Raw genomic sequence first — 26,067 nt, 5'->3', positions numbered from 1 at the left:
TTCACGTAGTGAGCTCGGTACTCTCTGCGTCTGTGGCTCAGAAGCGCTCACGAAAGGCAGCTTGCATGAGGAACGTCTCCCGGGTCTGCGTACTCGCCGCGGTGAACCTGATGGCAGCCCTCGCGGCGGTGACGGGGTCGGCCACTGCCGCCCCCGCCGAGACCGCCCACGGCGTCCGGGTGTTCGAGGAGTGCCGCAGCGACGGCACGTCCTTCACCGACAGGCTCATCCCCGGCCACTGTCTCCGCAACGGCGGCTACCGCCTGGAGATGCAGTACGACGGCAACCTCGTGCTCTACTCCGGCTCCCGCGCCTGCTGGGCCAGCGGCACCGACGGGACCAACGAGGTCTACGCGAAGTTCTCCGGGGACTGGAAGCCCGACTCCCCCTACATGACGCTGGAGTCGCCCGTCGGGGAGCTGCGGAAGTACCGCGGGAAGTACACCGGGCTGCACAAGTCCGGGAACGTCAGCCTCAACAACAAGGGCGAGATCTGGATCGCCTACGGGAAGATGGCGGGCTGCTGATCGCATGCGTACCCCTCATCACGGACGCCGGGGTGCCGTGCGGGCGCTCCTGACCCGCTTCGCGCTGGCCGCCGTCCTGGCGGGCGGCGCGGCGGCCGGCCTGCCCACGGCCGCGCAGGCGGCCACCGCTCCCGTGAGCGTCGCCCCCGAACTCCGGCTCGGCGACGCCTGCGTGGCGAACGACAACCTGGGAGAGATCGCCAACAACTTCATCTCCCGCTGCCGGAAGGGCTCCATCCGCTCGGTGTTCCCCGGGCAGCACTACGGCGACACCCTCGGCTATCTCAAGGGCTGCCGCCTGAGCTCGTGCAACACCGCCTGGAAGCTCCTCAACGACAACCGCTTCAAGAAATAGCCCGGGAACATGAGCACTTACGTCGCTGTCCTGCTGTGCGAGTCCTCGGCCGGCACCGAGGGCCGCACCCCGCTCTTCCAGGAGAGCTTCGTCCTGCTGACGGCCGAGGACGAGGCGGAGGCCCGCGCGAAGGCCGAGGCGCACGGCAAGGGCCTGGAGACGAGTTACGAGAACGAGGCCGGTGAGCTGATCACCTGGCGGCTGCGGCACGTGGTCGACGTCAGCGAGGTGCTCGACGAGCGCCTGGCCGACGGCTCGGAGCTCTACGCCCGGCACTTCAGGAACTACGCCGCCTACCGCTCCTTCGAGCCGCTCCTCTCGGGGGAGCGGCTCTGACGCGTCCGTGGGGACCGGCGGCGTGGCCGGTCCCCACGGAGGTCAGCCGTTCTTGACGGCCGGGCGGCGGCTGGCGATGACCTTCTTCGCCAGGGAGCGCGGGCTGGTCAGGAAGCCGTACCCCCACGACATGTGCATGGTGGCCAGCGCCACCGGGATCTGCGCCCGCGCCTTGAGCGGCAGTCCCTTGCCCGCCGGGACCGAGCCCGCCACGATGGCGGCCAGATAGCCGCCGGGCACGACCAGCGCCCACGGGCTGACGGTCGCCCCCACGACCACGCCCGCCGCGATGGCCACGACGGCGGTCGGCGCCGCGAGGTAGCGGAGGTTGATCGAGCCCTGGTGGTAGCGGGCGACGACGTGCCGCCAGCGGCCGTAGTCCTTGTACTGCTTGGCCAGCGCCTTCACCGACGGGCGCGGCCGGTAGGAGACCTTGAGCTCCGGGGAGAACCAGATCAGGCCGCCCGCCTCGCGGATCCGGAAGTTCAGCTCCCAGTCCTGGGCCCGGATGAACTCCTCGTTGTAACCGCCCTGCTGCTCCAGCGCCTCGCGCCGGAACACGCCGAGATACACGGTCTCGGCGGGCGCGGCCGCGCCGCCGGTGTGGAAGGCGGCGTTGCCCACGCCGATCTTCGAGGTCATGGCGGCGGCGACGGCCATCTCCCAGGCGTTCTCGCCCTCGGCGTGCATGATGCCGCCGACGTTCTGCGCGCCGGTCTCGTCCAGCAGGCGCACGGCCGTGGCGATGTAGTCGGGCGAGAGCATGCCGTGCCCGTCGACGCGGACCACGACCGGGTGGCGGGACGCCTTGATCGCGGCGTTGAGAGCGGCGGGCGTCCGGCCGGTGGGGTTCGGCACGGTGTGGACGCGAGGATCTTCCCGCACGAGCTCGGCGGCGATCTCGTCCGTACGGTCCGTGGAGGGGCCGAGGGCGATCACGACCTCCAGCTCTCCGGCGTACTCCTGCTCCAGGATGTGCCGCACGGACGTGCGCAGATGCCGCTCCTCGTTGAGGACCGGCATGATCACGGAAACGGCGGGCGGCTGCTGTTCGGGCATGGTTCCTCGGGGGGTACGGGGGTCACCCACCCGGCTGGGCCGGGGTCGGCGGAATCGTCGGTCACGTTACCGCTAATGGCGGACACCGGCGTTCTCCGGCCGGGTGGCCGGGTGACCCGGAACGGCGTGGGGGCACGGCCCTTTGATCGTATTGACCTACCGTGACCGGTCCCTGGCCCGCCCCAGGTCGCCCCTGCTGCCGTCCGTCGCGGAGGTCTCCCCCATGACCGCACCGGCCCGCACGACCCGCCCGAACGGACCGCGCCACGGCGCTCCCCGCCGACCACGCTGGGGGGTGCGCGTCGCCGCGGGGGTGGCGGCGCTGATCCTGGGCACCTCGGGCGTCGGGCACGCGGTCGTCAGCGGGATCGACAGCCGCATCGGCCGGGTCGACGTCTTCCGCGGGCTGTCGAACCGGCCGGCGAGCGGCCAGGGCACCAATCTGCTGATCGTCGGCACAGACTCCCGGGACAAGATCACCCAGGAGGAGCGGCGGCTCTACCACCTGGGCGGCTCGCCCTGTCACTGCACCGACACGGTGATGCTGGCGCACCTCTCCGCCGACCACGACCGGGCCACCGTGGTCAGCCTGCCGCGCGACACCTACAGCGAGATCCCCGACCACGTGGACGAGGCGGGCCGCCCGCACCCCGCGCACGCGCAGAAGCTGAACGCGGCGTACGCGGAGGGCGGCCCGACGCTGACCGTACGCACGGTGGAGCACCTCACCGGCGTGCACATCGACCACTATCTGGAGGTCGACTTCACCAGCTTCATGAAGACCGTGGACGAGGTGGGCGGCGTGCGGCTGTGCACGGACCGGCCGCTCCAGGATCCCTTCAGCGGGCTGAACCTGCCGGTGGGCACCAGCACGCTCAACGGCGGCCAGGCTCTGCAGTACGTCCGCTCCCGGCACCTCGACGGCGCCGCCGACCTGGGCCGGATGCAGCGGCAGCAGCGCTTCGTCGCGGCGCTGCTGCACCGGGTGTCGCAGAGCGGGGTGCTGCTGAACCCGGTGATGTTCCAGCAGGTCGTCGACACGCTGCTGGGCTCGGTACGCGCCGACCGGAGCTTCGACAGCGGCGAGCTGATCGGGCTGGGCCAGGCCATGCGCAACCTCAAGCCCGCCGCGACGGAGTTCCTCTCGGTGCCGATCTCCTCCGCGAACTTCCCGGTGCCGCGTGTCGGCTCGACCGTGAAGTGGGACGACGTCGCCTCCGCCAAGCTCTTCCAGGCCCTGCGCGAGGACCGGCCGCTCACCGCGCACCCGTCCGCCCGGCTCCACGACGCGAAGGCCCCGGCCCGGCGGCAGGAGGCGCCGACGCCGGTGGACGTGGCGCCCTCGGAGGTGCGGGTGCAGGTCTACAACGGCAGCGGCCGCCAGGGCCTGGCCCGCGCCACGGACCTGGCGCTGCGCGCCACGGGCTTCAGCACGACGGGCCTCCCGACGGACGCGGCCCCGGGCCCCGCCCAGACGCGCACGGTGATCGCCTACGACCCACGCTGGGACCGCTCGGCCCGCTCCCTGGCGGCAGCCCTCCCCACGGCAGAACTCCACCCCGTCCCGGGCCAGGGCCCCCTGATGCGCGTCACGCTCGGCACGGACTTCACGACGGTCCACGAGGTCCGCGGCCGGACACCACAGGGAGGCGGCACGCCGGGGGTGACCACGGGGGACCGGGTGGTGTGCCCTTGAGCGGGGGGGGGCGGGCGGTGATCGGCGGGCCGGGCGGCTGACATCCTGCCTTGGTCCTGACCGCAGCCGCGCCCAGGCGCTCGCACCCGCGAACCCGCGGAACCCTAGTCCGCCAGCCCCTCCGCCTCGCGGGAAGAGCGCAGTTCCATGATCGCCCGGCGGCGGGCCAGCCGGTGCGTGCGGCGGATCTGCGCCTCCTGGTAGCGCCGCCGGTCCTTCTCCGTCTCCGGCTCCACCGGCGGCACCCGCCTCGGCTTGCCGCCGTCGTCGACGGCCGCGAAGACGAGGTACGCGCTGCCGACCTGGACCGCCGGGGTGGACTCGTTCCACCGCTCGGCCATCACCCGCACGCCGATCTCCATGGAGCTGCGGCCCGTCCAGTTGCACTGGGCCTGCACATGCACGAGGTCGCCGACCTTGACCGGCTCGAGGAAGGCCATCTCGTCCATGGAGGCGGTGACCGCGGGGCCACCGGAGTGGCGGCCCGCGACCGCGCCGGCGACGTCGTCCACCAGCTTCATGATCACGCCGCCGTGGACCGTACCGAGGAGGTTCGTGTCACCCGCGGTCATGATGTGGGAGAGGGTCGTGCGCGAGGCGGACGTCGGCTTGCCCGGTATGTCCGACTCCAGATCCGGGTCCTGAATGGTCATGTCCACCACTGTATGCCCGGGCGCTCCACGGGACCGGATTTGCATCAGCTCTGCAACAGCCCTGCCCCGATCATGTAGCCGTCCGCCTGTCGGCCGTACGGGCGGGCACACTCGACTCCATGAGTGATTGGCCCGAAGGACGGACGGACGAGCGGCGGGACCGGTACGGACGCGGCAGCGCGAGCGCCGAGCCGGAAGGCGTCCGCGCCATGCCGCATGTCCGCCGTGACGCCCCGCCGCGCCAGTACCGGCCCGTACCCGGCCAGAACTCCGGCGGCGGCACGAGCGCTCCCCGCGCCCCCCGCCCCGACGACGGCTACAACACGGGCCAGGTCTACGGGCACGGCGGCCCGGTGGGCCCGGACCGCGGCGCCGGTGGCGGCGGGGGCGACGGCCGGGGCCCGCGCGGCCGCGGCGGCCGGACCAGCCCGCCGAACTGGCGCAAGCGGATCACGGTCGGCCTGATCGCGTTCGTCGTGCTGCTGCTGGCGGTCTCCGTCAGCACGTACTTCTGGGCCGACTCGAAGATGCGCCGCGAGGTCGACCTCGGCAAGGTGCAGGACCGCCCCTCGGGCGGGAAGGGCACGAACTATCTGATCGTCGGCTCCGACAGCCGCGAGGGCCTGTCCGACCAGGACAAGAAGGACCTCCACACCGGGTCCGCCGACGGCAAGCGCACCGACTCGATGATGATCCTGCACACGGGCGACAACGGCACCACGATGCTGAGCCTGCCCCGTGACTCGTACGTCACGATCCCCGCCTTCACCGGGCCGAAGTCCGGCAAGCACATCCCGCAGTCCACGCACAAGCTCAACGAGGCGTATTCGGACGGTGGGGCGGAGCTGCTGGCGCAGACCATCGAGTACAACACCGGGCTGCACATCGACCACTACGCGGAGATCGGCTTCGGCGGCTTCCGCAATCTGGTCGACGCGCTCGGCGGTGTCGACATGTGCCTGGACAAGCCGGTGAAGGACCGCGACTCGGGCGCGGACTTCAAGGCGGGCTGCCAGACGCTGAACGGCGCGCAGTCGCTCGCCTTCGTACGCCAGCGCCACCAGGAGGCCGACCAGGACCTGGGGCGGATGCGCAATCAGCAGAAGTTCCTGAACACCCTGGCCAAGCAGGCGGCCTCGCCGTCGACGGTCCTCAACCCCTTCCGCCTCTACCCCGTCATCGGCTCCGGGCTGGACACGCTCGTCGTCGACAAGGACATGGGGCTCACCGACCTGATGTCGATGTTCTGGTCGATGAAGGGCGTCACGGGCGGCGACGGCAAGCAGCTGACCGTGCCGATCTCCAACCCCAACCTGCCCACCCGGAGCGACGGCGTGGCGGTCAAGTGGGACTCGGTCAAGGCCAAGCAGCTCTTCGACCAGCTCAAGAACGACGAGAAGGTCACCGCCGCCGACAAGTGACGCCGGGCGCGCACCGGGTCAGGCGGCTTCCGGCCCGGTCGCGTTGATCACGGCGAAGATGCCGCCCTGCGGGTCCTGCACGACGGCCATCCGGCCCGCCATCATGTCGAACGGCGGCTTGAGGACATTGCCGCCCGCGCGGACGAGGGCGTCGACCGTGCTGTCGGTGTCGTCGACCGCGAAGTACGTCAGCCAGTGCGAGGGCGTGCCCTCCGGGAGCTTGTCGAGCCCCTGCATCCCGCCGACCGTCCGTCCGTCGACGTTGAGCGCGAAGTAGCCGTCCGCGCCCTCCATGGGCTCCGCCTTGATGCCCAGGGCGGCGGAGAGGAAGGTCGAGGCGGCGCCGGTGTCGCTGGTGTCGAGCTCGTTCCAGATCAGCGCGCCGGGCTCGTTGACGACGCCCGCGCCGGGGAAGTCCCGGGCCTGCCACAGTCCGACGACCGCGTCGGTCGGGTCGGAGACGAGCGCCATCCGGCCGAGCGCCATCACGTCCATCGCCGGCATCATCACCTTGCCGCCCGCCTTCGTGACCTTCCGCTCGGTGGCGTCGACGTCGGCGGCCGCGAGATAGGTGGTCCACACGGTCGGCGGCGTCGGCCCGCCGTCCGGCGACATCGCGGTCATGATGCCGGCCACCGGCTTGCCGCGCAGCGTGCAGACGGCGTACCCACCCGTCTCCGGCGGCCCGACCTCGCCCTGCCACCCGAAGAGGTCGCGGTAGAAGTCCAGGGCGGCTTGCTGGTCGGGCACCATGAGATCGACCCAGCAGGGGGTGCCGGGCGCGTACGGGCCGGTTACATCGGGCATGTCGACTGCCTCTCGGGGGTGCGGTTCGAAGACCCCCCGCCCCCACCCTCCGCGCCGCACCACCCCTTCGCCAGCGGCGGGCGGCCGTACGGGGCGTGGAGCGGCTACGCCTCACGCGGTCAAGCAGCAGTACGGCCCCCGGCGATCACGCCGGGGGCCGTACTGCTGCTTGACCGGGCAGGCTACTTCGGCAGGTTCCTCGCCATCACGATCCGCTGCACCTGGTTCGTGCCCTCATAAATCTGCGTGCTTTACCGGCCATACGGCTCTGACCTGCATGGATACCCCTCCCGAAGGGGTACTCCCCAGGATTCCCCCAGGATCGCCACTGCGTTGCCCCTGCCCAGGGTCGTGCATGGAGTCTCGCGCGGCTAAGGCCCTCCGCCTGCCCCCCCTTGACGGTGCTCAGCCGGAAGAGTGAGGCTCGTGCACATCCGTGCAACCGACTCGGTAGAGGAGTGCCCAATGGCCCTAAGGTTCTTGGGGATTTGGCCCAACACCCCCGATGACGGCTCACCCACGATCTGGCTGGACGACACAACCGGCGACCTGATCATCCAGTCATGGAAGGCGGACGAGGAGACCGTCCGGCAAGCACAGGAAGTCGGCTCGGTGCCCGGCCACTCCACGGACGTTCCGGAGCACGAGACCGTAATCCGGCTGCCCGCAAACATGCTCCAGTTCATCCCCCGCCCGGACAGTGAGGACAACGGTGGCAACAGCGGTTCGTGAGGCTCTCGCGAAGGCGCAGCGCTCAGCGATGCACCTTGAGATGCGGGACAGCTACATGCGGGATGACCCCGAATTCATCCGCTGGCAGGAGGGGCACCGGTACGACCCGGCCGACCGTGAATCGTGGTGGCGCTCGTGGCTGGACGTGGTGGCCGAGACGACCAGCCGGGGTGTGGTCATGCGGCGGCTGCGCGTGGTCTCCGAGCCACTGAGTGACTACGTGCGGTACGAGTACGACGGCACGTTTACGAACGTCGCAGCGGGTGAGGACGTGCGTTGGCTGCCTCGCTCGCGGGCGCGTGATCTGCTGCTCCCCGCGCTGGACGGGTGGGTCATGGACGAGGAAACCGTGATCCTGCACCACTTCAGCGGCGAGGGTCAGTGGACCGGCCCTCGCATGGAGGTTCTGCACGAACCGGCGTTGGCCGCGCAGTACGTCACGGCGTACGAGGCAGCGTGGGAGCGCGCGATTCCTCACGCGGAGTACCGGCCGAGCTGATCACGCACCATGGCTGTCTCTGCTTCTTCCAGTGCCCAGGAGGCCCGGCAGGCTCTCGCGGATCGACTCGGGGAGCTTTGCCGGGATGCCGGGCTGACCGGGGCCGAACTTGCTGATCGCTGCGAGTGGAGCCGGTCCAAGTCGTCCCGGATCATGAACGGCCGTACACCCCCGTCCGCCGACGACATTCGGGCGTGGTGCCGGGCGTGCGAGGCCGAGGGCCAGGCCGAAGACCTGATTGCGATGCTTCGGACGGCCGAGGGCATGTGGGTTGGCTGGCGACGCATGGAGCGGGCAGGGCTCAAACAGGCCCAGGAGGCCCGCCTGCCGCTGTACCGGCGGACCCGCCGTTTCCGCTCCTACTCCTCCTGGCTCGTGCCGGGCATGATCCAGACGCAGCCGTACACGACGGCAGCTTTGCAAGCGATCCAGCAACGGCGCGGCCTGGTGGACGACGTAGCCGAAGCCGTTGCCGCCCGGATGGAGCGTCAGCGGGTCCTGTACGAGGGTGACCGGCAGTTCGCGTTCCTCGTTGAGGAGTCGGTGTTGCGAACCGGGATCGGCGGCGCTGAGGTCATGGCCGGACAACTTGGCCACCTGGTCTCCATTGCCTCACTTCCCAACGTCAGCCTGGGAATTGTGCCCATGACGCCGGATCGGGAGCGCTGGCCGGCCGAGGGCTTCTGGATCTATGACGCGGCGCAGGTCAACGTCGAGTTGATCTCTGGATACCTCACGATCACGCAGCCTAGCGAGATAGCCCTGTACGCCGAGACGTTCGCGGAAATGGCAGCACTGGCGGTCTACGGGGCTCCCGCTCGTGCACTGATCACGTCGGCCTTGGATGCCCTCGGGTGATTGGCGTGCAACCTCGTGCAATCGCCTATGAGTTGAGGTTCCGCTCTCCCTAGCGTGGTCGGCATCAGGACGACGCGAGGGGTCCACCCATGACCAACCCAACGACGCATCCCGCTCCGCCCGTTGAGCTGCCGCTGAGGCTCGACAGTGACCCGCCCCCGGTACCGGGCTGCGATGTGTGCATGGCGTTGAGCGAAGAACGCAGTGAGGCACGGGCCAATGGCGACATGTCCAAGGTCTCGGACGTGAACGTAGAGATCCGGAGTCACCCTCACAAGAAGCGGCGGTGCTCGTGATTCCCATGGCGCAGTACAAGAGCGCACGTGCTGAGGTGGAACACATTGCGGCGCTCGTCCGGGCCGCCCTCATCCGTGCCGGGCTCTCTGAGGATGACGTATCGCAAGTGCGCGGCCGGGTAACTGGCAACGGGTGCGCGTACGTGGACATGGGCGTCTTGCGAGTCGGCGCGGCTACCAAGTTCCTCGAAGCTCTGCCGCTGGCGCGGGTCGGCCCGGAGAACGCCGACGAGGGCCCCAGGCTCCCGGCTGAGAGTTTCTGACCTTCCAAAGCTCCGGCGTGCCCACTGCCCCCGTGGCGGACAGCCGGATAGCCCCCGACCGGACAAGCCCAGAGTAGGGACAGGTCGTGTCCCGTCTGAGTTGACGTGCTCAGACTCTCGCCCCGGTCCGTCCCTTAACTGGGGTGCTGCCCTGGGCAGTGAGGGCAACCGCTTCGGCCCCAGGGAAGCCGAAGCACAAACCCCCGCCCCGATCGCTCAGCAACAGGAAGGGCTAGCGGCCGGGGCGGGTTGCACGACGGCGCGGGTCCCGCATCCCCGCAGTACGGCGAAGGGATAGGCACGATGACCGGAGTCCCCGAGTTCGAATTCCGCACGTCCAGCGCATGCAAGTACGACAACAACAACAAGCTGTGTGTCGAGGTGGCGACCAACGTTCCAGGTAGGGTCGCGGTCCGCAACTCCGCGACGGGCCAGACGGTCGAGTTCACGGCCGTGGAGTGGGCGGACTTCCTCCCCGGTGCCAAGTTGGGGGAGTTCGACGTCACGGCGTAGGGAGTCGTCATGCAGCAGTGCCCCTTGTGTGGTGCTAGGGCGGAGCGCGATCCGGAGCACGCTGGGGTGATGCGCTGCATGTCGTGCTGGGAAGTGTGGGCGCTGCCGACTGATCGACGGTGCCCAGGAGCAGGGCGGGGCACATTCGCCCCCGCTCTGCGGCTGTTGGAGGAGTACCGGGACTTGAACCGCTGAGCAAGCAAAGGTACGCCTCTGCGCCGTGATCACGTTCGGCAGAAAGGGAGGGTGCGAAAGTGGGTAAGAAGAACGAAGACGAGTGGGACCCGCAGGCCAACCAGGATCAGGCGACCGATCCTGACACCCGGGTCTCTCAGAACGGTGACGAGCACAGCAGCATGGCGGACGACGAGGACCGCGAAAGGAAGTAACGCCTGTGATCCACGGCGAGAACCTGGTGAAGGACCTGCGGCGTGATCACGGTTTCATCCACGTCGGACGCACCAGGGACGGTAAAGCCGTGGTCATGCGCAAGAGCGACAAGTGGACCGTCGTCCCGCTTCGCTGGCTCACCGAAGAGGCCGTGGACACCATCAAGGCCCAGGCCGGAATCAGTCTCGTGTGAGTCGTCCAGCAGCAAAGGAAACGCCCCTGCCGGTAATGGCAGGGGCGTTCGTTTTCGCCCCGGCGTCGGCCCAGGGTTTCCCCAGCGTGACGCCCGTGATCGGCCCGAAACGGGCCCGAGCAGGCCAGAAGCCGTCAGGGCTCACGAACCACCTCAGATGGCCTCTGACCTGCGAAAACGCTACTTCGGCAGGTTCCTCGCCATCACGATCCGCTGCACCTGGTTCGTACCCTCATAAATCTGCGTGATCTTGGCGTCGCGCATCATGCGCTCCACCGGGTAGTCGCGGGTGTAGCCGTAGCCTCCGAGGAGCTGGACGGCGTCCGTGGTGACCTCCATGGCGACGTCGGAGGCGAAGCACTTGGCGGCGGCGCCGAAGAAGGTGAGGTCGCCGTCGAGGCGCTCGGACTTGGCCGCGGCGGAGTAGGTGAGCTGGCGGGCGGCCTCCAGCTTCATCGCCATGTCGGCGAGCATGAACTGGATGCCCTGGAAGTCGGCGATCGGCTTGCCGAACTGCTTGCGCTCCTGGACATAGCCCTTGGCGTAGTCCAGCGCGCCCTGCGCGATGCCCAGCGCCTGCGCCGCGATGGTGATGCGGGTGTGGTCGAGGGTCTTCATCGCGGTCGCGAAGCCGGTGCCCTCCTCGCCGATCATGCGGTCGGCGGGGATGCGGACGTTGTCGAGGTAGATCTCCCGGGTCGGGGAGCCCTTGATGCCGAGCTTCTTCTCCGGCGCGCCGAAGGAGACGCCCTCGTCGGACTTCTCCACCACGAAGGCGGAGATGCCCTTGGAGCGCTTCTCGGGGTCGGTGACGGCCATGACCGTGTAGAACTCGCTGACGCCCGCGTTGGTGATCCAGCGCTTCACGCCGTTGAGGACGTAGTGGTCGCCGTCGCGCACGGCCTTGGTCTTCATGCCGGCCGCGTCCGAACCCGCGTCGGGCTCGGAGAGGGCGTACGAGAACATCGCCTCGCCCTTGGCCAGCGGGCTCAGATAGCGCTTCTTGAGGTCGTCCGAGCCGGAGAGGACGACGGGCAGCGAGCCGAGCTTGTTGACCGCCGGGATCAGCGAGGAGGAGGCACAGACGCGCGCGACCTCCTCGATGACGATCACGGTGGCGAGCGCGTCGGCGCCGGCGCCGCCGAACTCCTCGGGCACGTGCACGGCGTGCAGATCGGCGGCCACCAGCGAGTCGAGCGCCTCCTGCGGGAAGCGGCCCTCCTCGTCCACCTCGGCGGCGAACGGCGCGATCTTCGCCTCGGCGAGCGAGCGCACGACCTTGCGGAGCTCGTCGTGCTCCTCGGAAGGCCGGTACAGGTCGAAGTCCTTTGTTCCCGCCAAGGCGTACTCCCCTGAGAGTTAACTACCGTTTAGTAACCCGATTCTAGGGGCGGCGTCCGGACGGGGATACGTGAGCTTGCCGACAGCCTCCGCACGACGGTCCGCGCCGCCCCCGGGTTTCCCGGCGTCTCCCGAGATCCTTCCCGGGGCACGCCCCGACTATGCTCGGGCAGCGCAGTCCGGCCCGTCAGCACATGGAGCACCGCATGGCCCCCAGGATCACCGTGATCGGCACCGGCTACCTCGGCGCCACCCACGCCGCCGCCATGGCGGAGCTCGGCTTCGAGGTGCTGGGCCTCGACGTGGTGCCCGAGAAGATCGAGATGCTCGGCCGGGGCAAGGTCCCGATGTTCGAGCCCGGTCTGGAGGAGCTGCTCGGCCGCCATGTGGCCGGGCTGGAGGGCTCGACCGGGCGGCTGCGCTTCACCACCTCCTGGGAGGAGGTGGGCGAGTTCGGCGACGTCCACTTCATCTGCGTGAACACCCCGCAGAAGCACGGCGAGTACGCGTGCGACATGTCCTACGTCGAGGCCGCCGTCTCCTCCCTCGCCCCCGTGCTGCACCGGCCCGCGCTGGTCGTCGGCAAGTCGACCGTCCCGGTGGGCAGCGCGGCGCGGCTCGCGGGGCTGCTCGCCGAGCTGGCCCCGGCGGGCGCGGACGTGGAGCTCGCCTGGAACCCGGAGTTCCTGCGCGAGGGCTTTGCCGTCCAGGACACGCTGCACCCCGACCGGATCGTCGTCGGCGTCGCCGGTGAGCGCGGCGAGAAGCTGCTGCGCGAGGTGTACGCGACGCCGGTCGGCGAGGGCACGCCGTTCGTCGTCACCGACTACCCCACGGCCGAGCTGGTGAAGACCGCCGCGAACTCCTTCCTCGCCACGAAGATCTCCTTCATCAACGCCATGGCCGAGGTCTGCGAGGCCGCGGACGGCGACGTGGTGAAGCTGGCGGAGGCCATCGGCCACGACGAGCGGATCGGCAAGAAGTTCCTGCGGGCCGGCATCGGCTTCGGCGGCGGCTGCCTGCCCAAGGACATCCGGGCCTTCATGGCCCGCGCGGGCGAGCTGGGCGTCGACCAGGCGCTGACCTTCCTGCGCGAGGTCGACTCCATCAACATGCGGCGCCGCGGCCACATGGTCGAGCTCGCGCGGGAGGCGGTCGGCGGCAGCTTCCTCGGCCGCCGGGTGGCCGTGCTCGGCGCCACGTTCAAGCCGGACTCCGACGACGTACGGGACTCCCCGGCGCTCAATGTCGCCGGGCAGATCCACCTCCAGGGCGGGCAGGTCACCGTCTACGACCCCAAGGGGATGGAGAACGCGCGGCGCCTCTTCCCGACCCTGACGTACGCGCCGACCGCGCTGGACGCGGTGCGGGGGGCGCATGTGGTGCTGCACCTGACGGAGTGGGGGGAGTTCCGGTCGCTTTCTCCCGCGGAGCTGGGGGGTGTGGTGGCTGAGCGGTGTGTTCTGGACGGGCGCAATGCGCTTGACGCCGGCGCTTGGCGGGAGGCTGGGTGGACGTTCCGGGCTATGGGGCGGCCGCAGGCTTAGGGCCCTCTCCCCAGCCCCGCCCCTTCCTGGCTGCGTCTAATTTGCGGCTCCGCCGCGTGGGGGGGCACTGCCCCAGACCCCCGGCCGCGGGCCGGTTGGCGCCTGCGGCGCTTCCTCCCCTACCCCGCCCCTTCCCGGCTGCGTCTCATTTGCGGCTCCGCCGCGTGGGGGGGCACTGCCCCAGACCCCCGGCCGCGGGCCGGTTGGCGCCTGCGGCGCTTTGTTCCCCTACCCCGCCCCTTCCCAAAACTGGGGGCAAGCCCCCAGGCCCCCGAACCGCGCTCCGCACGGTGTCCTCAAACGCCGGACGGGCTGAAGACAAAAGCACGGCGGGCCCGGCTGTAATGAGTGCCCCGGACGGGCGGAAGGAAGAACGCGGCGCACCCCACAACCCGATGTCACCCTCCGGCGGGAGGGGGTGGGGTCGGAGGGTGGGGTTCTGGAACGCGGTGCGACTTCACAGCGCTCAATACGAGGCACCGTGCCCGCACCGCGTTCCAGGTCCTCAGCCCGGAGGCCCCACCCCCGGCACCCACCACACACCCAAGCCCGGCCGGCGATTGAGGCCGCCCGCCGCAGGCGCACACAACCCGCACCTAAAAACGAACCCGCACCCAGCGGAAAACGCACCCACCACACACCCAAGCCCGGCCGGCGATTGAGGCCGCCCGCCGCAGGCGCACACAACCCGCACCGAAACAACGCCCCCGCACCCAGCGGAAAACGCACCCACCACACACCCAGCCCGGCCGGCGATTGAGGCCACCGCGCGCCAGCGCGGTCCGGCGGATCAGCCGTCCAGAGACTCCCGCGTCGCGTTCGACGGGCCCCTCGTCGTAGCCGCGGCCACAGACTCCGCCGCCCGAAGCACCCGCACCGCATTCCCCCACGTCAGCTTCGCCAAGTCCCCCTCCGACCACCGCCGTCGCAAAAGCTCCGCGATCAGGTTCGGATAGCCCGACACATCCGCCAGATCCGACGGCGTGAAGGCCGTGCCGTCGAAGTCGCCGCCGATGCCGATGTGGTCGATGCCCGCGACCTCGCGCATGTGGTCGAGGTGGTCGGCGACCGTGGAGGCGGTGGCGAGGGGGCGGGGGCTGGCCGCCTCGAAGGCGCGGTGGACGGCCATCGCCTCGGCCGTGGTGTCGAGGTGGTGCAGGCCGTGGGCCCGCATGTTCTCGTCGGCGGCGCGGGTCCAGGCGACGGCCTCCGGGAGGATGAACTTCGGGACGAAGGTGGCCATGGCCATGCCGCCGTTGGCGGGCAGCGCCGCCAGGACGTCGTCCGGGACGTTGCGCGGGTGGTCGCAGACGGCCCGCGCGGACGAGTGCGAGAAGATCACCGGCGCCTCGCTGACCCGCAGGGCGTCCCGCATCGTGCCGGCGGAGACGTGCGAGAGGTCGACGAGCATGCCGAGGCGGTTCATCTCCCGCACGACCTCCTCGCCGAAGGCGGTGAGCCCGCCCGCCACGGGCTCGTCCGTCGCGGAGTCGGCCCACGGGACGTTGTCGTTGTGGGTCAGCGTCATGTAGCGCACGCCGAGGCGGTGCAGGGCGCGGAGCGTGCCGAGGGAGCTGTTGATGCTGTGGCCGCCCTCGGCGCCCATGAGGGAGGCGATCCGGCCCTCGGCCCGCGCCGCCTCCATGTCGTCCGCGGTGAACGCGAGCCGCAGGTCGGCGGGGTAGCGGGCGGCCAACTGCCGTACGGCGTCGATCTGTTCCAGCGTGGCGCTGACGGCCTCGTCACCGGCCATGTCGGTGCGGACGTACACGGACCAGAACTGCGCCCCCACCCCGCCCGCGCGCAGGCGGGGCAGGTCGGTGTGGAGGTCGGCGCTCTGGTCGGTGGCGATGTCGCGCCGGTCGAGGTCGTAGCGGACCTGCTGGCGCAGGGCCCAGGGGAGGTCGTTGTGGCCGTCGACGACGGGGTGGGCGGCGAGCAGTTCCCGGGCGCGGGCCAGGTGGTCGCTCACGGCGGTCACTTCCCGAAGCCGAAGCCGTCGTTGCCCGTGGCCTTCGCCCGCAGCCGGCGGCCCTTCTCGGTGGCCTGTTCGTTGAGCTCGTCCTGGAAGCGGCGCATCCGCTCCAGCAGTTCGCCGTCGTGGGCGGCGAGCATGCGGACGGCGAGCAGGCCGGCGTTGCGGGCGCCCGCGACGGAGACGGTGGCGACGGGGACCCCGGCCGGCATCTGCACGATGGAGAGGAGGGAGTCCATGCCGTCGAGGTACTTCAGCGGCACGGGCACGCCGATCACCGGCAGCGGGGTGACGGAGGCCAGCATGCCGGGGAGGTGGGCCGCTCCCCCGGCGCCCGCGATGACGGCCTTGAGCCCGCGGCCGGCGGCCTGCTCCCCGTACGCGATCATCTCGCGGGGCATCCGGTGCGCGGAGACGACGTCGACCTCGTAGGGGACGTCGAATTCGTCGAGAGCCTTGGCGGCGGCCTCCATGACGGGCCAGTCGGAGTCGGAGCCCATGACGATGCCGACCAGGGCATCAGAGGGGCGCGCGCCAGCGCTCGATGAGGGGTGGTGGCCGGGTGACGGGCGGGCGCTCATTCGGTGATCGTTCCTCGCAGGTATCCGGCGGCGTGGCTCGCGCGCTCGCGCACGTCGGCCAGGTCGTCGCCGTAGGTGTTGACGTGGCCAACCTTGCGGCCGGGCTTCACGTCCTTGCCGTACATGTGGATCTTCAGGCCGGGGTCGCGCGCCATGCAGTGCAGATAGGCGGAGTACATGTCGGGGTAGTCGCCGCCGAGGACGTTGGCCATGACGGTCCACTTCGCGCGCGGGCGCGGGTCGCCGAGCGGGAGGTCGAGCACCGCGCGCACGTGGTTGGCGAACTGCGAGGTGATCGCGCCGTCCTGGGTCCAGTGGCCGGAGTTGTGCGGGCGCATGGCCAGCTCGTTGACGAGGACGGCGGGGGTGCCGTCGGCGCGGCGGATCTCGAAGAGTTCGACGGCGAGGTGGCCGACCACCCCGAGCTCCTTGGCGATTTTGAGGGCGAGCTGCTGCGCGTGTGCGGAGAGCTCCTCGGAGAGGCCGGGGGCGGGGGCGATGACGGTGTCGCAGACGCCGTCGACCTGGATGGACTCGACGACGGGATAGGAGACGGCCTGGCCGTGCGGGGAGCGGACGACGTTGGCGGCGAGCTCGCGGACGAAGGCGACCTTCTCCTCGGCGAGCACGGGCACTCCGGCGCGGAAGGGTTCACCCGCCTCTTCTGCGTTACGGACGATCCAAACCCCCTTTCCGTCATAACCGCCGCGCACCGTCTTCAGGACGACGGGGAAGCCCTCGCCCTCCGCGGCGAACCGCTCGACGTCGGCGGGGTCCTCGACGATCCGGTGCCGTGGGCAGGGCACTCCGATCGCGTCGAGCTTCGCCCGCATCACGCCCTTGTCCTGGGCGTGCACCAACGCGTCGGGCCCGGGGCGGACGGGAATCCCGTCCGCTTCCAGGGCCCGGAGGTGCTCGGTGGGTACGTGCTCGTGATCGAAGGTGATCACATCGCAGCCTTGTGCGAAAGCACGAAGGGTTTCCAGGTCGCGGTGGTCGCCGATGACGACGTCGCTGACCACCTGGGCCGCCGAGTCCTGCGGGGTGTCACTGAGCAGCTTGAACTTGATGCCGAGGGGGATGCCCGCCTCGTGGGTCATACGGGCGAGCTGACCGCCGCCGACCATGCCGACTACCGGGAACGTCACGCCCCCAGGGTATCCGCACGTGCGAACCGCTCCCGACCCCTCTTGGAGGATCATCCTAAGAGAGGGGGGCTCGCGCGATGGCCGATATGGCGTGCGTTCGCTCCGCGTTCACCGATGCCCTCTCTCGGTGGCCGGGAGCGCTGGATAGCATGAATGCCGCCCATGTCCCCGGACAGCCCCACACGACGGAGCCTGACGATCTTTATGAGTCAACGGCACACCATGCGTTCCCGGCTGCAGAGGCTGGCCCGCGAGATAGCGAAATTCGGCGCGGTCGGGGCCATCGGGTTCGTGGTCAACCTCATCGTCTTCAACATCTGCCTGCACGGCTTCCACCTCGCCGTGGTGCGCTCTGGCGTGATCGCGACGGTCGTCGCCATCGCGACCAACTACGTCGGCAACCGCTACTGGACCTACCGCGACTGCGACACCAGCCGGCGCAGTCGCGAGCTGTCGCTGTTCCTGCTGTTCAGCGGCATCGGCCTGGTGATCGAGAACGGCATCCTGGCGCTCTCGCACTACGGCTTCGGCCTGACGTCCCCGCTCGCGGACAACATCGCGAAGAACGTCGTCGGCCTCGGCATCGGCACGGTCTTCCGCTTCTGGTCCTACCGCACCTGGGTGTTCCGGGCCCTCCCGGCGCGCGAGGCGGTTCAGACGGCGGAGTCCTTCCTCACGGATCAGCCTCCGGCCCGCATCGACGCACCGTAGGTCGTAGCAGTAGGCGCCGGCGGCTCAGATCACGCCGCCGCCGTCCGTCCCGCCTCCTTCGAGGCTCAGGAACAGCGCGAAGACCGGCGGGTTGGCCTGGAGGAGCTCCAGGCGCCCGCCGTCCGCCTCGGCGAGGTCGCGGGCGACCGCCAGGCCCAGCCCCGTGGAGTTCCGCCCGCTGACCGTCCGCTCGAAGACCCGCGCGCCCAGGTCCGCCGGGACGCCCGGCCCCTCGTCGGTGACCTCCACGACCGCCTGGGTGCCGGTGACACGGGTGCGCAGGGCGACCGTGCCGTCCCCGTGCATCAGCGAGTTCTCGATGAGCGTCGCGAGCACCTGCGAGACCGCGCCCGGGGTGCCGACGGCCCGCAGCCCCTGCTTGCCGGAGCGCACGATGGCCCGGCCCTCGCTGCGCGAGGCGGGCCGCCACTCCTCGATCTGCTGCTTGACGACCTCGTCCAGGTCGAAGGTGACGGCCGAGCCGGCCTTGGGATCACGGGAGTTGGTGAGCAGCCGCTGGACGACGTCGGTGAGCCGCTCCACCTGGGTGAGGGCGATCGTCGCCTCCTCCTTGACCGTGTCCGGGTCGTCGGTGAGCGTGATCTCCTCCAGCCGCATCGACAGTGCCGTCAGCGGCGTGCGCAGCTGGTGCGAGGCGTCGGCGGCGAGCCTGCGCTCGGCGGTGAGCATCCGGGCGATCCGCTCCGCGCTGGAGTCCAGGACGTCCGCCACGCGGTCCAGTTCGGGCACGCCGTAGCGGCGGTGCCGGGGGCGCGGGTCGCCGGAGCCGAGGCGCTCGGCCGTCTCGGCCAGGTCGATCAGCGGGGCGGTGAGCCGGTTCGCCTGGCGTACGGCGAGGAAGACGGCGGCCACCACGGCGAGCAGGGCGACGGCGAGGATGACCAGCAGGGTGCGGCCGACCTCGCGGCTGACCGTGGAGCGGGACGCCTCGACCCGTACGGTCTCGCCCTGCCCGCCCTTGAGCTCCGCGGTGATGAGGCCGCCCTTGGGGCGGGTACCGATCTCGATGACCGGCCGGCCGGGGATCTCGATCCGGGCGTAGCGCTGGGGCGTGATCTGCTCGCTGAGGATGCCCGACTCCACCCGCTCCCCGCCGACGAGCCGGCTGTCGACGATGGACTCCAGGCGTACGGCCTCCGACTGCACGCTCTCCTGCGCGCTGTTCTCGATCGTGCGGGTCTCGACGATGACGAGCGAGATCCCGAACACGGCGATCACGACGAGCACGACGGCGAGCGTGGAGTTGATCAGTCGGCGGCGCACAGTGCCCTCCGGGCGGGTGATACGTGAGCGGCCCGGCGGTGGGGCTCGGGGCCGGGTCGGCTCAGCTCTTCTCGAAGCGGAAGCCGACCCCGCGGACGGTGGCGATGTAGCGCGGGTTGGCGGCGTCGTCCCCGAGCTTCTTGCGGAGCCAGGAGATGTGCATGTCGAGGGTCTTGGTGGAGGACCACCAGGTGGTGTCCCAGACCTCGCGCATCAGCTGGTCGCGGGTGACGACCCGGCCGGCGTCCCGCACGAGCACCCGGAGCAGGTCGAATTCCTTCGCCGTGAGCTGGAGTTCCTCGTCGCCCATCCAGGCGCGGTGCGACTCGACGTCGATCCGCACGCCGTGGGTGGCGGGGGGCTGCTGCTGGGAGTCGACGGTGCCGCGGCGCAGCAGGGCGCGCACGCGCGCCAGCAGTTCGGCGAGGCGGAAGGGCTTGGTGACGTAGTCGTCGGCGCCGGCGTCCAGGCCGACCACGGTGTCCACCTCGTCGGCGCGGGCCGTGAGGACCAGCACGGGGAAGCCGTGGCCTTCGGTCCGCAGCCGGCGGCAGACCTCCAGGCCGTCCATGCCGGGCAGCCCCAGGTCGAGGACGAGCAGGTCCACCCCTCCCTTGAGGCCGGCGTCGAGCGCCGTGGGACCGTCTTCGCGCACCTCCACCTCATAACCCTCGCGGCGCAGGGCGCGTGCGAGCGGTTCCGAGATGGACGCGTCATCCTCGGCGAGCAGTACTCGGGTCATGGCTTGATGGTAGTCCGCCCGGGCGCACGTCAGAGGTGCACTCAGAGCTACCGACGGCAACACTTCTCCAAGAACAACTTCACCTTCGAACGTATGCGAATGGTTCCGACCTCACCTGTGATCCATGTCTCAACTCCTTCCTTATCCGGGCGGGGTGTGACGTATGGTGACCAGACGTCTGTAGCACCATCGGGGGACCTTCGGCACGACCACATCTCGCCGGAGGTCTCTGTTGTGCGCGGGGCTGTTCCCGCAGCCTTGTTACACAGTGAATGACCTGTCGGCCGGGTCCGCCGCGCGAAGGTGCGCGGGGGCGTGGATCCCGGAGTACGGCTGTCCTGCCGGTCCCTCGCGAGAGGGGCCGAACCCCTAGGGCGTGGGGGCGGGCAGTGCGGTAGCCGGTGCCGGCCAACCCCCACCCGGGCGCGCAACTGCTCCATCACGCGTCCCGAGCACACAAGGATCGACCATGGCGTCCAGCCTGACGAAGGGTGCTGCTCCTCAGGAGACCACTCCTGCTTCCAGCGGCAAGACCTTCCTTGGCCACCCCAGCGGGTTGGCCATTCTCTTCATGACCGAGATGTGGGAGCGGTTCTCCTACTACGGCATGAGGGCCCTTCTCGTCGTCTATCTGATCGCAGGCGGCCCGGACGCAAAGCCCGGCAGCCAGGGCGGCGGTCTGGCGATGCCCGAGGCCACCTCGGTCGCGATCTACTCCGTCTATGTGGCGATGGTCTATCTCCTCGCCATGCCGGGCGGCTGGTTCGGTGACCGTGTCTGGGGTCCGCGCAAGACGGTGGCCATCGCGGCCAGCGTCATCATGGCCGGTCACCTGGTCCTGGCCATCCCCGGGAAGCCGACGTTCTTCTTCGGCCTCGCGCTGGTGGCCATCGGCTCGGGTCTGCTGAAGGCCAACATCTCGACGATGGTCGGCCACCTCTACGACGGTCCCAAGGACCCGCGCCGCGACGGTGGCTTCACGCTCTTCTACATCGGCATCAACGTGGGCGCCTTCGCCGCCCCGCTGGTGATCGGCACCGTGGGCCAGAAGTACAACTGGCACCTGGGCTTCGCGATCGCCGCCGTCGGCATGGGCCTCGGTCTGCTGGTCTTCCTGCTGGGCACCCGCCACCTGAACGCGAAGAGCAGCCAGGTCCCGACCCCGCTGACGGTCGCCGAGCGCAACTCCTGGCTGAAGAAGGGCCTGATCTGGCTCGCCGTCGCGGCCGCCTTCTACGGCATCGTGGTCGGCACCGGCACCTTCACGATCAACTGGGCCCTGGTCCCGATCGCGCTGCTCGGCCTGTTCATCCCGATCTTCGTGCTGGCGCGCATCAAGCGCGACAAGGAGCTGACGGACACCGAGCAGACCAAGGTCAGCGGCTACATCTGGTTCTTCGTCGCGGCCGCCGTGTTCTGGATGATCTTCGACCAGGGTGGGTCGACGATGTCGACCTTCGCGGAGAAGAAGACCGCGGACAACGTCTTCGGCTTCGACTTCCCGTCCACCTGGTTCCAGTCGGTCAACTCGCTGTGGGTCGTCGCCCTGGCGCCGATCTTCGCCGCGCTGTGGCTGGCGCTGGCCCGCCGCAAGAGCGAGCCCAGCACCACGGTGAAGTTCGCCGCGGCGATGGTCTTCGTCGGCCTCTCGTTCGTCCTCTTCGCCCTTCCGATGTCGATGGCGTCCGACGGCACGAAGGTCAGCCCGATGTGGCTGATCGCGATCTACGGTCTCCAGACCGTCGGCGAGCTGTGCCTGTCCCCGGTGGGTCTGTCCCTGACCACCAAGATGGCGCCGGCGAAGTACGCCAGCCAGATGATGGGCGTGTGGTTCCTCGCGGTCACCGCGGGCGACTGCGTCATGACCCTGCTGATCACCGCGGGTGCCGACCTCAACGGCACGGCCGTGATCCTGGGCGAGGCCGCGGCCGCCGTCCTGGCGGGTGTCGGCATCTGGCTGAACCGCAAGAAGATCATCGGGCTGATGGGCGACGTCCGCTGACGCGGTCCGCTCGGTAACGCTTCGTAACGCAGAGCGCCCCCCGGGGTGATGGCGCGCCATCGCTCCGGGGGGCGCTTTGGTTTACGCCTCATCCGGAGGGCGCGCCTTCGCGCGGGTGGCGGCCCGGGGGCGCGCGCCCGCGTCCGGCGCCTCCGTGGCGCGTGACGGGTCCGCCCCCGGCCTGAACCACGGCAGGGAGCCGTCACGGGCCTCCGCGGGCCGCTCGGGCGGCCGTACGCGGCCCACCACCGCCATGCCCACGCGGAACACGCCCACCGGCACCACCACGCACAGCAGGATCCAGAAGAGCGTCACCCCCCACGGCCGCCCCACGTCCCACGGCTCCTCCACCAGCACCTTGTCCCCGTACTTCAGGGACACCTGGTAGTCGCCGTACGCCCCGGCCGCCAGCTCCACGTCCAGCGGGACGCGGGCCCGCGCGCCGGCCGCGATCGTGCCGCGCCAGCGCTGCTTCTCCCACTCGGGCGCGAGCACGCCGTGCGCGGTGCCGACCTCCAGGACGGGGTCCTTGACAGGGGTCGAGCCGAGGTTCCCGAGGGTGACGACCAGCCGCCGGTGCGGCGGCGCCCCGAACCACGTGAGCAGCCCGCTGCTCCCCTCCAGCCGCGCGTCCAGGACACCGAGCCGCTCCGCGCCATTGCGCGGCGGCAGGGAGGCGACGGGGTGCCCGGTCACCTTCAGCGCCGTGTCCGCGGCCGCCGGGGCGCCCGTGACGGTCGCCACGTGCACCACGCAGGGGCACGGCCTGGGCGGCTCGGCGACGGGCATCCGCCTGGTGAAGCGGCCGTCGCCGTCGGTGGTCACGGTGCGCCCGTCGGCGTTGGCGCAGGTGTCGGTGCCGCCGATCATGTCCTGGCCGCAGATGAGGAGCGTGAGGAGGGTGCGGGGCCGCCAGCCGGTGCCGCTGACGGTGAGGGTGGCGCCCTTGCCCGCCTCGGTCCGGTCGAGCCGCAGGGCGGGCCCGTCGGCGCCCGCGAGGCCGGCGGGCAGCAGCACACACGCCAATGCCAGCAGCAGGGCCGCCACGCCCGCCCTGCGGGCCTTCACGCCGCCGCTCCCGCACTCCGGGCCCGCCTGGAGCGGCGTACGAGCAGGAGCACAGCGGCGGCGAGGACCGCGGCGAGCCCGCCGAGGGCCGGGAACAGCCACGGGAGGGGCGTGTACGAGCCGGAGGCGGTCGCACGGGCGCCGCCGGGCGCGGTGGCCGTGAGGCGGACCCGTACGGAGTCCAGACGCGGCGCGTCCGCCCACCGCTCCGCCAGCCGCACGCTCCGGCCGGGCGCCAGTCGCGCGGGCACGCCGGTGGCCGTACGGCGCAGGACGGTGCCGAACAGGCCGTCCGCGCGGATGTCCAGGCGCGGGGCGAGCGCGGTGTTGCCGCGGTTGACCAGCGCGTAACGGATGACCGCGCCGCCGCCCTCGCGGCTGACGCGTACGTGCTCCACGGCGAGCGCCGGCAGCGCCGCACCGGCCACCCGCACGGCCAGCGGTACGCGCACCTGCCGCCCCTCCCCGCTGACGACGAGCGCGCCCGGATGCGCACCCGGCGCCGCGTCGGCGGGCACGGCTACGGCGAACGGCACGTCCGCGCGGGTGCGCGCCGGGATCTTCACCGTGCGCGCGGCGAGCGAGATCCAGGACCCGTCCGCCCGCACGTCGAGTGAGCGGGCGGTGTCACCGGTGTTGACGACGGACAGCTTGTCCTGGAACACGGTGCCGGGGTCGCCCTCCAGGTCGAAGGAGGTGCGGTCGTCGGGGCCGGGTGTGCTTTTGCCCGCGGGGGCGGGGGTGGCGGTCCATTGCTTCGTGTCGGCGCCGGTGCCGGCGGTGTGGGTGGCGGTCACGAGGGCGAGGCAGATCGCTGCGAGGTGATACGGCTTCATGGGCGGCTCCCGTGTGTCTCCGCCTGCGGCGGGCTTGTTCCCCCTACCCGCCCCTTCCCGGCTGCGTCTGATGTGCGGCTCCGCCGCGTGGGGGGCGCGTGCCCCAGGCCCCCGGCTGCGGGCCGGTTGGCGCCTGCGGCGGGCTTGTTCCCCCTACCCCGCCCCTTCCCGGCTGCGTCTCATTTGCGGCTCCGCCGCGTGGGGGGCGCTGCCCCAGACCCCGAGCTGCGGGCCCGTTGCCTCCCCCAGCTACCTCCCCCAGACTCCGTCCGGGGGCCCCCAGAGGTGCCCCCAACGGGCTGAAAAACAAAAGCATGGCGCGCCCGGCTGAAAAGAACACTGGCGCACCCGGGCTGGAATGGGCGCCCCGGACCGGCTGAAAGGAAAAGCGCGGTGCACCCCACAACCTGATCTCACCCACCGGCGGGAGGGGGTGGGGTCGGAGGGTGGGGTTCTGGAACGCGGTGCGACTTCACAGCACCCAACACGCCTCACAGCAACCGCACCGCGTTCCAGGTCCCCAGCCCGGAGGCCCCACCCCCGGCACCCACCACACACCCAGCCCGGCCGGCGATTGAGGCCACGCCCGAAGGGCGTCCCGCCGCAGGCGCACACAACCCGCACCACAAACCGCCCCCACCTACCGCACAACCCCCCGCCGCCGCGTAAGCCAAAGCACTCCCCCCACCCCCGCCAGCAACACCGTCCCGCCCAGCGCCCCGAGCGCCACCGCCGAATCCGCCGGCCCCGTCTGCGGCAGCTGGCCGCCACCGGAGGACCCACCACTCGCAGTAGACCCGCTCGCCCCACCCGTACCGCCGGACCCGCCCGTGGTCGAACCACCCGTCGTCGAACCACCCGTCGTCCCCGTGGAGGAACCACCAGTGGTCGAACCACCAGTGGTCGAACCGCCCGTCGACGAACCCCCCGCCTTGACCTCCAGCGTCAGCGACGGCTTGGGGTTGTTGGACGGCGTGCACGTGGTCGTCGTGCCCAGGGCGGAGATCGTGAGGGTGGACGCGGTGAAAGTGACCGTGCCGCTCTTCTTCGGGGTGTACGTGCCCGACAAGTCGCTGATCTTGATGGGGGTGTTGGCGGGGATCTCCTCGGAGTTGGCGGGGCCCTCCACGGCCACCGTGCCGCTGTCCGCGCCGCCGAGCTTCACGACGGCGCTCGGCTTCATCGCGCCCTTGCCGAGCGGGACGGGGCTGGAGGAGACGCCCTTCTCGAAGGACATGGTGAGCTTGTAGGAGTCGCCGCTCGCGACGCCCTTGATGTCGATGGGCGACACGGCGCTCTTGTCGCCGATGGGGGTCTTGCACTGGTAGTTGACGTCGACCGTGTCCGCGTGCGCGGCGGGCGCGGCCAGCAGCAGGGCCGTTCCCCCGGCGACGGTCGCGGCGAGCGCGAGCGCGCCCGTGCGGCGAGTGGGACGGCGCTGGATGTGGGACACCTCGGGTTCCCCTCTCGTCCGGTGCCGTAGCCGTGCATCACTGACGGCACATCAGATCGGGCGCCGACAGTACGCCGGGGACCTCGAGGAGGGAAGAGACGTAACGCGCTATGCCGGAGCGGCGAGCTCCGCCCAGACCGTCTTGCCGGCACCGGCCTCGTCGCGCACGACTCCCCAGTCCAGGCAGAGCCGCTGCACGATGAACATGCCGTGACCGCCGGGGCGGCCCGCGCGGTGCGGGGTGCGCGGGGCGGGGGTGCCGGCGCCGAGGTCGACGACCTCCAGCCGCAGCACCTTGCCCGCGCAGCTCACGCGCAGCTCCTCGGGGCCGCCGGCGTGCAGGCAGGCGTTGGTGACCAGCTCGGAGACGACCAGCAGGACGTCCTCGGCGGCCGCGCGGTGGTCCGCGGTGGCGGCGGGCAGCCAGCCCCAGTCCTGGAGCGCCTGGCGGGTGAAGTCGCGGGCGCGGGGGACGGCGCCGCTGGCCCCGACGAGGTGGAGGCGGCGCACCTGGCCCGCGGCCGGCGGGTGGGCATCGGCGGAGGCGCCGTCCGCGTCCGGACCGGGCTCGCCCGGCGGCGGGTACGGCCGCGTGGTGCTCATCAGCGCTTCACCTCACCGATTCACCGACTCAGGGTTTGATGGATACCAGGCACTTCAAACAGATGCGGTACAGATTCAGCAGACTCCTGCCCGACCGATCCGCAGGAACACCCACTTCTTCGGTGCGGCTCCTGTGACACGGGTAACCCGAGGGTTACACACAGGTGGGAGTGGTGAC

The 26,067-nt window shown here is 70.7% G+C and carries 27 protein-coding genes; 14 read left to right on the top strand and 13 right to left on the bottom strand.

Features of this window, described 5'->3' with window-relative positions; translation table 11 throughout:
- Positions 1–65: 65 nt before the first annotated feature.
- The 3 genes from ACFY1P_RS29015 to ACFY1P_RS29005 are packed head-to-tail and all read left to right on the top strand — an operon-like array spanning position 66 to position 1,218.
- Positions 66–527 (top strand): hypothetical protein, encoded by a 462-nt coding sequence (locus ACFY1P_RS29015; RefSeq protein ID WP_390752249.1) that lies wholly within the window; start codon positions 66–68, stop codon positions 525–527.
- Between the two features lie 4 nt (positions 528–531).
- Positions 532–882: a hypothetical protein gene (locus ACFY1P_RS29010; protein WP_361528520.1), complete on the top strand. Its 351-nt coding sequence runs from the start codon at positions 532–534 to the stop codon at positions 880–882.
- 9 nt (positions 883–891) lie between these two features.
- Positions 892–1,218 carry a DUF4288 domain-containing protein gene (locus ACFY1P_RS29005; RefSeq protein WP_361528518.1) on the top strand — a complete coding sequence of 109 codons (327 nt, stop codon included), beginning with the start codon at positions 892–894 and terminating at the stop codon, positions 1,216–1,218.
- A gap of 42 nt (positions 1,219–1,260) precedes the next feature.
- On the opposite strand, the gene ACFY1P_RS29000 is transcribed toward ACFY1P_RS29005, so the two are convergent.
- Positions 1,261–2,277 (bottom strand): glycosyltransferase family 2 protein, encoded by a 1,017-nt coding sequence (locus ACFY1P_RS29000; RefSeq protein WP_361528516.1) that lies wholly within the window; start codon positions 2,275–2,277, stop codon positions 1,261–1,263.
- Positions 2,278–2,500: 223 nt separating this feature from the next.
- On the opposite strand from ACFY1P_RS29000, the gene ACFY1P_RS28995 reads away from it, so the two are divergent.
- Positions 2,501–3,973 carry an LCP family protein gene (locus ACFY1P_RS28995; RefSeq protein WP_361528537.1) on the top strand — a complete coding sequence of 491 codons (1,473 nt, stop codon included), beginning with the start codon at positions 2,501–2,503 and terminating at the stop codon, positions 3,971–3,973.
- 104 nt (positions 3,974–4,077) lie between these two features.
- Here the strand turns inward: ACFY1P_RS28995 and ACFY1P_RS28990 are convergent, their stop codons facing one another.
- A complete protein-coding gene (locus tag ACFY1P_RS28990; RefSeq protein WP_361528514.1) occupies positions 4,078–4,626 on the bottom strand; it encodes an acyl-CoA thioesterase in 549 nt (182 codons plus the stop codon).
- Positions 4,627–4,745: 119 nt separating this feature from the next.
- Between ACFY1P_RS28990 and ACFY1P_RS28985 the strand changes: the two genes are divergently transcribed.
- Positions 4,746–6,047: an LCP family protein gene (locus ACFY1P_RS28985; RefSeq protein ID WP_361528512.1), complete on the top strand. Its 1,302-nt coding sequence runs from the start codon at positions 4,746–4,748 to the stop codon at positions 6,045–6,047.
- An 18-nt stretch (positions 6,048–6,065) separates the two neighbouring features.
- Here the strand turns inward: ACFY1P_RS28985 and ACFY1P_RS28980 are convergent, their stop codons facing one another.
- On the bottom strand, positions 6,066–6,854 hold the full coding sequence (locus tag ACFY1P_RS28980) for a VOC family protein (protein ID WP_361528510.1): 789 nt from the start codon (positions 6,852–6,854) through the stop codon (positions 6,066–6,068).
- A 465-nt stretch (positions 6,855–7,319) separates the two neighbouring features.
- On the opposite strand from ACFY1P_RS28980, the gene ACFY1P_RS28975 reads away from it, so the two are divergent.
- The 6 genes from ACFY1P_RS28975 (at position 7,320) to ACFY1P_RS28950 (ending at position 10,598) form a co-directional block, all read left to right on the top strand.
- Positions 7,320–7,586, top strand: a complete 267-nt coding sequence (locus ACFY1P_RS28975) for a hypothetical protein (RefSeq protein ID WP_390752248.1) — start codon at positions 7,320–7,322, stop codon at positions 7,584–7,586.
- Positions 7,567–8,085 carry a DUF6879 family protein gene (locus tag ACFY1P_RS28970; protein WP_338063981.1) on the top strand — a complete coding sequence of 173 codons (519 nt, stop codon included), beginning with the start codon at positions 7,567–7,569 and terminating at the stop codon, positions 8,083–8,085. The genes ACFY1P_RS28975 and ACFY1P_RS28970 overlap by 20 nt, the downstream gene beginning before the upstream one ends.
- A gap of 9 nt (positions 8,086–8,094) precedes the next feature.
- The gene (locus ACFY1P_RS28965; RefSeq protein WP_361528507.1) at positions 8,095–8,943 is read left to right on the top strand and encodes a helix-turn-helix transcriptional regulator; all 849 of its coding nucleotides are present in this window, start codon (positions 8,095–8,097) and stop codon (positions 8,941–8,943) included.
- Between the two features lie 862 nt (positions 8,944–9,805).
- Positions 9,806–10,015: a DUF397 domain-containing protein gene (locus tag ACFY1P_RS28960; RefSeq protein ID WP_102924229.1), complete on the top strand. Its 210-nt coding sequence runs from the start codon at positions 9,806–9,808 to the stop codon at positions 10,013–10,015.
- 254 nt (positions 10,016–10,269) lie between these two features.
- Entirely contained in the window at positions 10,270–10,404 is a 135-nt protein-coding gene (locus ACFY1P_RS28955) for a hypothetical protein (protein WP_390752247.1), read from the top strand.
- A 5-nt stretch (positions 10,405–10,409) separates the two neighbouring features.
- Positions 10,410–10,598 carry a hypothetical protein gene (locus tag ACFY1P_RS28950; RefSeq protein ID WP_361528503.1) on the top strand — a complete coding sequence of 63 codons (189 nt, stop codon included), beginning with the start codon at positions 10,410–10,412 and terminating at the stop codon, positions 10,596–10,598.
- Between the two features lie 180 nt (positions 10,599–10,778).
- Here ACFY1P_RS28950 and ACFY1P_RS28945 read toward each other — a convergent pair whose 3' ends face one another.
- Positions 10,779–11,939: an acyl-CoA dehydrogenase gene (locus ACFY1P_RS28945; protein ID WP_361528501.1), complete on the bottom strand. Its 1,161-nt coding sequence runs from the start codon at positions 11,937–11,939 to the stop codon at positions 10,779–10,781.
- 206 nt (positions 11,940–12,145) lie between these two features.
- Between ACFY1P_RS28945 and ACFY1P_RS28940 the strand changes: the two genes are divergently transcribed.
- Positions 12,146–13,486 (top strand): UDP-glucose/GDP-mannose dehydrogenase family protein, encoded by a 1,341-nt coding sequence (locus ACFY1P_RS28940; protein ID WP_361528499.1) that lies wholly within the window; start codon positions 12,146–12,148, stop codon positions 13,484–13,486.
- 790 nt (positions 13,487–14,276) lie between these two features.
- Here the strand turns inward: ACFY1P_RS28940 and ACFY1P_RS28935 are convergent.
- From ACFY1P_RS28935 to ACFY1P_RS28925, 3 genes are read right to left on the bottom strand one after another with little or no spacing between them, the layout of a single operon-like run.
- Positions 14,277–15,458 carry a dipeptidase gene (locus ACFY1P_RS28935; RefSeq protein ID WP_390752246.1) on the bottom strand — a complete coding sequence of 394 codons (1,182 nt, stop codon included), beginning with the start codon at positions 15,456–15,458 and terminating at the stop codon, positions 14,277–14,279.
- A gap of 5 nt (positions 15,459–15,463) precedes the next feature.
- On the bottom strand, positions 15,464–16,042 hold the full coding sequence (gene purE / locus ACFY1P_RS28930) for a 5-(carboxyamino)imidazole ribonucleotide mutase (RefSeq protein ID WP_361532935.1): 579 nt from the start codon (positions 16,040–16,042) through the stop codon (positions 15,464–15,466).
- Positions 16,039–17,190, bottom strand: coding sequence for a 5-(carboxyamino)imidazole ribonucleotide synthase (locus ACFY1P_RS28925; protein ID WP_361532932.1), 1,152 nt, complete (start codon positions 17,188–17,190; stop codon positions 16,039–16,041). Before ACFY1P_RS28925 ends, purE begins: the two co-directional genes overlap by 4 nt.
- Positions 17,191–17,412: 222 nt before the next feature.
- Here ACFY1P_RS28925 and ACFY1P_RS28920 point away from each other — a divergent pair, with 222 nt between their 5' ends.
- Positions 17,413–17,901 (top strand): GtrA family protein, encoded by a 489-nt coding sequence (locus tag ACFY1P_RS28920; protein ID WP_390752245.1) that lies wholly within the window; start codon positions 17,413–17,415, stop codon positions 17,899–17,901.
- A gap of 24 nt (positions 17,902–17,925) precedes the next feature.
- On the opposite strand, the gene ACFY1P_RS28915 is transcribed toward ACFY1P_RS28920, so the two are convergent.
- On the bottom strand, positions 17,926–19,185 hold the full coding sequence (locus tag ACFY1P_RS28915; protein ID WP_361532926.1) for an ATP-binding protein: 1,260 nt from the start codon (positions 19,183–19,185) through the stop codon (positions 17,926–17,928).
- 61 nt (positions 19,186–19,246) lie between these two features.
- Entirely contained in the window at positions 19,247–19,927 is a 681-nt protein-coding gene (locus ACFY1P_RS28910) for a response regulator transcription factor (RefSeq protein ID WP_361532923.1), read from the bottom strand.
- A 469-nt stretch (positions 19,928–20,396) separates the two neighbouring features.
- Here ACFY1P_RS28910 and ACFY1P_RS28905 point away from each other — a divergent pair, with 469 nt between their 5' ends.
- Positions 20,397–21,929 carry an oligopeptide:H+ symporter gene (locus ACFY1P_RS28905; protein WP_361532920.1) on the top strand — a complete coding sequence of 511 codons (1,533 nt, stop codon included), beginning with the start codon at positions 20,397–20,399 and terminating at the stop codon, positions 21,927–21,929.
- Positions 21,930–22,010: 81 nt separating this feature from the next.
- Here the strand turns inward: ACFY1P_RS28905 and ACFY1P_RS28900 are convergent, their stop codons facing one another.
- From ACFY1P_RS28900 to ACFY1P_RS28885, 4 genes are all read right to left on the bottom strand, one after another.
- Positions 22,011–22,997: a neocarzinostatin apoprotein domain-containing protein gene (locus ACFY1P_RS28900; RefSeq protein ID WP_390752244.1), complete on the bottom strand. Its 987-nt coding sequence runs from the start codon at positions 22,995–22,997 to the stop codon at positions 22,011–22,013.
- The gene (locus tag ACFY1P_RS28895; protein WP_390752243.1) at positions 22,994–23,833 is read right to left on the bottom strand and encodes a hypothetical protein; all 840 of its coding nucleotides are present in this window, start codon (positions 23,831–23,833) and stop codon (positions 22,994–22,996) included. The genes ACFY1P_RS28900 and ACFY1P_RS28895 overlap by 4 nt, the downstream gene beginning before the upstream one ends.
- A 640-nt stretch (positions 23,834–24,473) precedes the next feature.
- On the bottom strand, positions 24,474–25,286 hold the full coding sequence (locus tag ACFY1P_RS28890) for an LPXTG cell wall anchor domain-containing protein (protein WP_361534131.1): 813 nt from the start codon (positions 25,284–25,286) through the stop codon (positions 24,474–24,476).
- Between the two features lie 108 nt (positions 25,287–25,394).
- A complete protein-coding gene (locus ACFY1P_RS28885) occupies positions 25,395–25,889 on the bottom strand; it encodes an ATP-binding protein (RefSeq protein ID WP_361534134.1) in 495 nt (164 codons plus the stop codon).
- Positions 25,890–26,067: the final 178 nt, after the last annotated feature.

The sequence above is a fragment of the Streptomyces sp. NPDC001407 genome (genome assembly GCF_042895325.1).
GTDB lineage: Bacteria > Actinomycetota > Actinomycetes > Streptomycetales > Streptomycetaceae > Streptomyces.
This window is presented reverse-complemented; position numbering and strand designations above follow the sequence as displayed.